Source organism: Candidatus Pantoea communis (assembly GCF_011752685.1).
Taxonomy (GTDB): Bacteria; Pseudomonadota; Gammaproteobacteria; order Enterobacterales; family Enterobacteriaceae; genus Pantoea; species Pantoea communis.
On the sequence record NZ_VWXC01000026.1, the window covers coordinates 65,180 to 72,611 of the forward strand.

At 53.8% G+C, this 7,432-nt stretch carries 7 protein-coding genes; 5 read left to right on the top strand and 2 right to left on the bottom strand.

What is annotated here, in order from left to right:
- Positions 1 to 158 precede the first annotated feature (158 nt).
- Both F3J37_RS24655 and F3J37_RS24660 read left to right on the top strand, forming a co-directional pair.
- Positions 159 to 1,751, top strand: a complete 1,593-nt coding sequence (locus F3J37_RS24655; protein ID WP_058959105.1) for a sensor domain-containing diguanylate cyclase — start codon at positions 159 to 161, stop codon at positions 1,749 to 1,751.
- 267 nt (positions 1,752 to 2,018) lie between these two features.
- On the top strand, positions 2,019 to 3,086 hold the full coding sequence (locus F3J37_RS24660) for an AI-2E family transporter (RefSeq protein WP_034825758.1): 1,068 nt from the start codon (positions 2,019 to 2,021) through the stop codon (positions 3,084 to 3,086).
- 34 nt (positions 3,087 to 3,120) lie between these two features.
- Here F3J37_RS24660 and bcp read toward each other — a convergent pair whose 3' ends face one another.
- Positions 3,121 to 3,588 (bottom strand): thioredoxin-dependent thiol peroxidase, encoded by a 468-nt coding sequence (gene bcp, locus F3J37_RS24665; protein WP_034825761.1) that lies wholly within the window; start codon positions 3,586 to 3,588, stop codon positions 3,121 to 3,123.
- A gap of 140 nt (positions 3,589 to 3,728) precedes the next feature.
- Entirely contained in the window at positions 3,729 to 4,328 is a 600-nt protein-coding gene (locus F3J37_RS24670) for a glycine cleavage system transcriptional repressor (protein WP_370523124.1), read from the bottom strand.
- A gap of 110 nt (positions 4,329 to 4,438) precedes the next feature.
- On the opposite strand from F3J37_RS24670, the gene dapA reads away from it, so the two are divergent.
- From dapA to purC, 3 genes are all read left to right on the top strand, one after another.
- The gene (gene dapA, locus F3J37_RS24675) at positions 4,439 to 5,317 is read left to right on the top strand and encodes a 4-hydroxy-tetrahydrodipicolinate synthase (RefSeq protein ID WP_034825765.1); all 879 of its coding nucleotides are present in this window, start codon (positions 4,439 to 4,441) and stop codon (positions 5,315 to 5,317) included.
- Positions 5,318 to 5,331: 14 nt separating this feature from the next.
- Entirely contained in the window at positions 5,332 to 6,363 is a 1,032-nt protein-coding gene (bamC, locus tag F3J37_RS24680; protein WP_034825767.1) for an outer membrane protein assembly factor BamC, read from the top strand.
- Between the two features lie 144 nt (positions 6,364 to 6,507).
- The gene (gene purC, locus F3J37_RS24685; protein WP_034825771.1) at positions 6,508 to 7,221 is read left to right on the top strand and encodes a phosphoribosylaminoimidazolesuccinocarboxamide synthase; all 714 of its coding nucleotides are present in this window, start codon (positions 6,508 to 6,510) and stop codon (positions 7,219 to 7,221) included.
- Positions 7,222 to 7,432: the final 211 nt, after the last annotated feature.

Consider the following 7,432-nt stretch of genomic DNA (forward strand, 5'->3'; position numbering starts at 1 on the left):
GTTTGCTGAATAATTACGCGTGTCTGACAGGATGGTTCGTGCTCAATCTGGTTTGCAGGTGTACAATTGGCGGTTCACTCACCAGGGGTAGCTAGTCCAACTATAACTATATTGTCAGGCACGCGAATGATGAATTTTCACACCAGGGCGGTTGCGTCATGCTGATGCGCATCCGGCCAAAAACTGACCTGCGTACGCTGATCGCGTTGCTGGCGATCACCAGTATCGTCATTACGCTCGCCAATACCTTGTACGCCACCTGGCGTGTGCAGCGTATGGTGCTGATCGAGAGCACGCTCGAAGCCAATCGCGCTTATGCCACCAAACTGGCTGCCACCACGGAAGTCTTTTTCCAGCTGGCACAGTCGCAGCTGCACTACAGCGCGACGCAGTTGGGCAAGGATTTTGATAATCCGGAACTGGCGCAGCAGGAAGTGAATCGTCTGCGTGAGCAAACCAATAGCTTCAACTCCGTTGCGGTGGTCGACACCAATGGGATAGTGAAAGCGATTTCGCCTGAGTCACTGATGCTTAAAGGCATGCAGCTCACCAGCCAGGCTTCGCGGGAAGCGCTGGCACAGCGCCAACCGATGGTGAGCAAACCCACCATCTCTGCTGCCAACAATCTGATTGTGTTTGTCTCCTGGCCGATCTGGAGCAACGAAGGACGCTACCTCGGCTATGTAGGCGGCACCATCTATCTGAAGAAGAAAAGTATCCTCAATGCCTTACTCGGTGAGCAGTTCTATCGGGATGGCACGCGCGTGTATGTATTGGATCGCAACAATCAGGTGCTTTATCACCAGAATAGCCAGCTGATTGGTAAAACCGCGCCAGAGATCGTCAGCGAGCGTCAACGCAATGAGAGCACCAATGGCGAGGTGCAGGTCAAAGAAGAAGACACGCCGAAACTGGCGGGTTACGCCATTGTGCCGACCACCGGCTGGATGGTGGTGGCGCTCAAACCAACCGACGTCACCCTGCAACCGCTCTCGGGTTTGCTGCTGAAAGTGCTGAAAAACTCGGTGCCGTTTGCGTTGCTGACTTTACTGATGGCGGTGATCTTCGCCCGTCTGATTGCCTTGCCGCTGTGGCAACTGGCGCGTAAAGCCAGTCAGATGGACACCCAGGGCGTTTCGGGTGAAATTGGCGGTATTCGTGCCTGGTACTTCGAAGCCGCACAGGTGAAACGCGCCTTGCTCACCGGGATCGGACTGGTACAGGACAAAATCGGTCGGCTGAAATCGGAAGTACAAACCGATCCGATGACCAGTTTGCTTAACCGCCGTGGCCTGAGTGCGGTGCTGGATTACTTCGAAACCATGCGTCAGCCTTTTGCGGTGCTGGCGCTGGATATCGACCATTTCAAACGGGTGAATGACAACTTCGGCCATGATGTGGGTGACGAAGTGATCAAACAGGTGGCGCGTACCCTGCGTAACAGTGCGCGCCAGACCGACGTGGTGTGCCGTAATGGCGGCGAGGAATTTCTGATGCTGTTGCCAGCCACCTCGACGGAAGAAGCGCGGGTGATTGCCGAGCGCGTGCGTACCAGCATCGCCGAGAGCTGGATTGACCATGTTGGGCATATCACGCTTTCAGTGGGCATCGCACATTGGGAGGCCGATAACCAGCCGCAAGATGTGAGCTTGAAACAGGCGGATGCCGCACTCTATCAGGCGAAAAATGCCGGACGTAACTGCGTGATGATTGCCGGGCAGGATGCGCTGGTGAGCAGTATTACCCGCTAGTGCCTTAAGGGTCGACTAAAATGGCGACCCTATCACCAAAGTGCAGGATTTATACGGTGTGCACAGACGCACAGGATTCTGCAAAATATCCAGCCCAATATGGGGTGATTAAACAGGCGCTATTGGACCTTAGCTGCTCAGGCTTTGCCGCCTGCCCCGAAGCGCAGATCCTCATCGGGTTTCTTAAGATGCAGGTTTATGCACATCAGGTTTTCGCCGTAAATTTCTGTACAATCGTCATCCCGTTTTTGGCGTCAAGGAAGTGAAATGCTGGCTCTGCTTTTCCAATGGTACAAACGTCGCTTTAGCGATCCGCAGGCGATTGGCCTGCTGGTAATCCTGTTGATGGCGTTCTGTATCCTGTTTTTCTTCAGTGGATTATTAGCACCGTTGCTGGTCGCGCTGGTGCTGGCTTATCTGCTGGAGTGGCCAACCGTTCGATTACAGCGCCTGGGATGCAGCCGCACCTGCGCCACCAGCATGGTGCTGATTGTTTTTGCCGGTATTTTGCTGGTGATGGTGCTGATTGTTGCGCCAGTGGCCTGGCAGCAGGGCATCAATTTGCTGCGTGACCTGCCGAATATGCTCAACAAGCTCTACGTCTATGCCGCCGGGTTGCCGAAGCGTTTTCCGGCGCTGGTGGATGCGGGCATCATCGATATCATCGTGGAGAATCTGCGTAGCCGCCTGACCGGGTTGGGGGAGTCATTGGTGAAGTACTCACTGGCCTCGCTAGTCGGGCTGATGACGCTGATGATCTATCTGGTGCTGGTGCCGCTGATGGTGTTCTTCCTGCTGAAAGATAAAGAACAGATGCTCAATGCTGTGCGTCGCGTGCTGCCGCGCAATCGCGGGTTAGCGGGCGTGGTGTGGCAGGAGATGAATCAGCAAATCACCAACTACATTCGTGGCAAAGTGCTGGAGATGGTCGCGGTAGGGTTTGTCACCTGGATTGCCTTCCTGGTCTTAGGGCTCAACTATGCGCTGCTGCTGGCGGTGCTGGTCGGGATTTCCGTGCTAATCCCTTACATCGGCGCTATGGTGGTCACCATTCCGGTGATTGGCGTCGGTCTATTCCAGTGGGGCTTAGGCACCGATTTTTGGACGATGTTTATCGTTTATCTGGTGGTGCAGGCGCTGGATGGCAATGTGCTGGTGCCGATTCTGTTCTCAGAGGCGGTCAACCTGCATCCGCTGGTGATCATTCTTTCGGTGGTGATTTTTGGTGGCATGTGGGGCTTTTGGGGCGTGTTCTTTGCCATCCCGCTGGCGACGTTAATCAAGGCCGTGGTGCGCGCCTGGCCGGAAACCACGCTGGAACATCAGCAGGGGTAAACAAAACGGGTGCACATTGTGCACCCGTTTTGTTTTATGCCGACTTCAGATAATCCAGCACGATGTCGTGGTGGTTCGACGTTTTGAAGTCGTCGAAGACTTTCTCAACTTTGCCGTTGCCGTCGATCAGGAAACTGATGCGGTGGATACCGTCATAGGTTTTACCCATAAAGGTTTTCTCACCCCAGACACCGAATTCCTGGCAGACCTGGTGGTCTTCATCAGATAAAAGGGTGAAGTTCAGCACCTCTTTTTCGGCGAAACGTGACAGCTTTTCAGGCTTATCGGTGCTGATGCCCAGCACTTCCACGCCCACGGTTTTCAACGCATCCATGTTGTCGCGCAGACCACAGGCCTGAACGGTGCAACCCGGCGTCATGGCCTTCGGGTAGAAATAGACCAGAACGCGCTGTCCCTGGAAGTCGGCCAAATTTACTTGTTCGCCGTCCTGATCGGGCAAGCTAAATTTCGGTGCGGTATCACCGGCTTTCAGTGGATTCATCACAACTCTCCATTTTTTTCTTCATGCTGTGGGTAATACACCCTCGCGGCAAAAAGCACCAGCGGGTGCCACCCTCTGGGTTATTTCACTACACGGTATGCCGCAGGGCAGAGTGTGTGGAGAAATAATCCGGCGTTAGCTTACAGGGTGTTGTTGGCATCGTCGGTGACACTATAAAGACGAATTGAGCCTTGTGCATGCAGTTCTTCACACAGATTGTTGAAGGCCTGTTCAAACGGTGCGCTGGCCTGATTATCCGGGCTGTGTGCCGTCATCTGAATATACAGTGTCGGTGGGACACCTTCCTGTGCCGGGGTAATACGCGACACCAATTCGGCAATGTTCATCTGATGTTTATCGAACAGATCGGTAAAGCGCTCAATGAGATGAGGAGAATCTGGCACTTCCACCTGCACCCATACCGTGGCAGGCATCGGCGGGGTGACGCGCGCATTAGTGCGCTTCATCACAATCAACAGTTCCAGCTCAGCCCCTTTCATCGGCAGCGTGGATTCAATCAGGGTTATCGCGTTCCAGCTCCCCGAAAGCAACATGATGAAGGTGAACTCATCGCCCAGCATCGCCAGACGACTGTCTTCAATATTACAGCCGCAGCTACTGACGTGGCGAGTGATGGTATTGACGATACCCGGACGATCAACGCCCAATGCGGTGATCACCAGATGGTGAGGCTGTGACTGCGACAAAATGGCATTTCCTGTACGTTCGCTAATAACCATAAGGTAAACATAAAAAAAACTGCTGACAAGGGCAGGAATGGCTTGGCTCGCTTGCTTTTCTTTCGAGGTAAAACGTAACATGAGGCACTTGTTTGTCGAGGGGATAGCCCATGTTCACCGGAAGTATTGTTGCGCTCATTACGCCAATGAATGAAAAAGGTAATGTCTGCCGCGAGAGTTTGAAAAAACTGATTGATTATCATGTTGCCAGCGGCACCGCGGCGATTGTTTCTGTTGGCACCACCGGCGAATCCGCTACCCTCAGCCATGAAGAACATGGCGATGTGGTGATGCAGACCCTGGAGCTGGCGGATGGCCGTATCCCGGTGATTGCCGGTACCGGCGCCAATGCCACTGCTGAAGGTATCTCTCTCACGAAGCGCTTTACCGGCACCGGTGTGGTGGGTTGTCTGACCGTGACGCCTTACTACAACCGTCCAACTCAGGAAGGTCTGTTCCAGCACTTCAAAGCGATTGCCGAAAGCACCGATCTGCCACAGATGCTGTATAACGTACCATCACGTACGGGCTGCGACATGCTGCCAGAAACCGTGGCTCGCCTGGCCGAAATTAAAAATATTATCGGAATCAAAGAGGCCACCGGGAACTTATCGCGTATTTCTCAGATCCAAGAGCTGGTTAATGATGAGTTCATTATTGTCAGCGGCGATGACGCGACAGCTTTGGACTCCATGCAACTGGGCGGCAAAGGCGTAATCTCGGTTACAGCCAACATTGCAGCGCGTGAAATGGTTGAACTCTGTGCGCTGGCGCAACAGGGTAATTTTGCCGAAGCGCGTCGCCTGAATCAGCGTCTGATGCACCTGCACCAGACGCTTTTCTGTGAACCCAATCCAATCCCGGTTAAATGGGCAGCGAAACAGCTAGGATTAATCGCGGATGACACGCTGCGCTTGCCGATGACGCCACTGACCGAAGCTGGTCAGGCGAAAACGGCTCAGGCGCTGATTAAAGCGGGTCTGCGATAAATTAGGGAGAATCAATGAGTTATTCAGTTAAGCGCTCGACGCTGGCAACCGTGGTGGGCTTGTCCACCCTGATGCTGCTAACAGCTTGTTCCAGCGATCAGCGTTATAAGCGCCAGGTCAGCGGTGATGAATCTTACCTGCAGGCGCCTGAACTGCATGATTTAAAAGCCCCGGCGGGGATGATTCTGCCTCTGCAGAATGGCGATTACGATGTGCCGCACACTGTTGCGAAGGGTGCAGTAGGTAAAGAACTGGATATTCGTCCTCCGGCTCAACCTCTGGCGCTGCTGAACGGCACGCGTGCACAGTTCACTGGTAATACCGGTGTGCTGGCTGTTGAGAGCAGCCGTGGCTCGATCTGGTCACAGGTGGTGAATGTGATCCAGTCCTACAAGTTCCCGATTGCACAGCGTGATGATGCTGGGCAGCAGCTGACCACCGATTGGGTGCAGTGGAACCGTGCGGATGAAGATAACCAGTATCGTGGTCGTTATCAGATCAGCGTACAAAACCAGAGCTATCAGCAGGTGCTGACAGTCCGTCTGCTGGAATTGCAGCAGAAAGGTGAGACGGTGACGGCTCCGGCACAGATCCAACGCTATACCGGCCAGATGTTGAACGACATCAGTACCGGTCTGGATAAGATCGACACCGCCAGTGCTGATGCCGCTGCGGGCCGCGCGACCGGGCAGATTGATGTCCAGAGCGGCGCAGATGATACCGGTCTGCCACTGCTGGTGCTGCGTTCACCGTTTAACGTCACCTGGCAGCGTCTGCCAGCGGCGCTGAAGCGTGTGGGCATGGAAGTCACCGATGACAACCGCTCGCAGGGTAGTCTGAAAGTGACCTACAAGCAGCCGGGCAGCAGCGCGTTTGACGCGATTGGTGCGAAAGATCCTGAGCTGCCAAACGGCGATTATAAATTGCAGGTTGGCGATCTGGATAACCGCAGCAGTCTGCAGTTCATTGATCCTAAGGGCCATGTGCTCACTCAGGCGCAGAATGACGCGCTGGTGGCGGTGTTCCAGGGCGCACTGAACAAATAAATTGCCAAAGGGCCGGAGATTCTCCGGCCTTTTTGTTTTGATTTTGGCATAATAGCGCCCGGCGAGGTAAACGATTGCGTCAGGCAGTCATCGCGCGGTGAAACACCGCTGAACACGGGTTCTTTCATGTTTGGAGTTAATGAGATGCAAAAGCGAGCTGAGTTGTATCGCGGTAAAGCGAAAACCGTATACAGCACCGACAATCCGGATCTGCTGGTACTTGAATTCCGCAACGATACGTCAGCAGGAGACGGTGCACGAATCGAGCAGTTTGATCGTAAAGGGATGGTGAACAACAAGTTCAACCATTTCATCATGACCAAATTGCAGGAAGCGGGCATTCCGACCCAGATGGAAGCGCTGCTGTCGGATAACGAAGCGCTGGTCAAAAAGCTGGAGATGGTGCCGGTGGAGTGCGTAGTGCGCAACCGTGCGGCAGGATCGCTGGTAAAACGTCTGGGCGTGGAAGAGGGCATGTTGCTCAATCCACCGCTGTTTGATCTCTTCCTGAAAGATGACGCCAAACACGACCCGATGGTCAACGAATCCTACTGCGAGACCTTTGGCTGGGTCAGCAAAGCCAATCTGGCGCGCATGCAGGAACTGACTTTCAAAGCCAACGACGTACTGAGCAAACTGTTTGATGACGCCGGTCTGATCCTGGTCGACTTCAAACTGGAGTTCGGTCTGTTTAACGGTGAAGTGACGTTGGGCGATGAGTTCTCGCCAGACGGCGCGCGTCTGTGGGACAAAGAGACCATGGACAAAATGGACAAAGACCGTTTCCGTCAGAGCCTCGGTGGCCTGATTGAAGCGTATGAAGAAGTGGCGCACCGCCTGGGTGTGAAACTGGATTAAGTCTTCAGCGATGCCTTTTCGGTGCGCATTCCAGCGCACGGTAAACAGGGTGTCGTCATAAATAAAAGGTCGTCATCGGTGACGTAATGCCGATCAGTTAAGACAAAAATGATCGGTTGAACGATCCGGCAGTTCTGCAAGAATCCGTAATCTCTCAGGGATTACGGATTTTTTTTATGCTTCTCAGTCAGGCTCTCGATATTGTTCATAA

Excerpts from the sequence above, each read along its gene's own strand:
- F3J37_RS24655 (WP_058959105.1), top strand. The coding sequence starts at position 159 with ATGCTGATGCGCATCCGGCCAAAAACTGACCTGCGTACGCTGATCGCG.
- F3J37_RS24660 (WP_034825758.1), top strand. The coding sequence starts at position 2,019 with ATGCTGGCTCTGCTTTTCCAATGGTACAAACGTCGCTTTAGCGATCCG.
- bcp (WP_034825761.1), bottom strand. The coding sequence starts at position 3,588 with ATGAATCCACTGAAAGCCGGTGATACCGCACCGAAATTTAGCTTGCCC.
- F3J37_RS24670 (WP_370523124.1), bottom strand. The coding sequence starts at position 4,328 with ATGGTTATTAGCGAACGTACAGGAAATGCCATTTTGTCGCAGTCACAG.
- dapA (WP_034825765.1), top strand. The coding sequence starts at position 4,439 with ATGTTCACCGGAAGTATTGTTGCGCTCATTACGCCAATGAATGAAAAA.
- bamC (WP_034825767.1), top strand. The coding sequence starts at position 5,332 with ATGAGTTATTCAGTTAAGCGCTCGACGCTGGCAACCGTGGTGGGCTTG.
- purC (WP_034825771.1), top strand. The coding sequence starts at position 6,508 with ATGCAAAAGCGAGCTGAGTTGTATCGCGGTAAAGCGAAAACCGTATAC.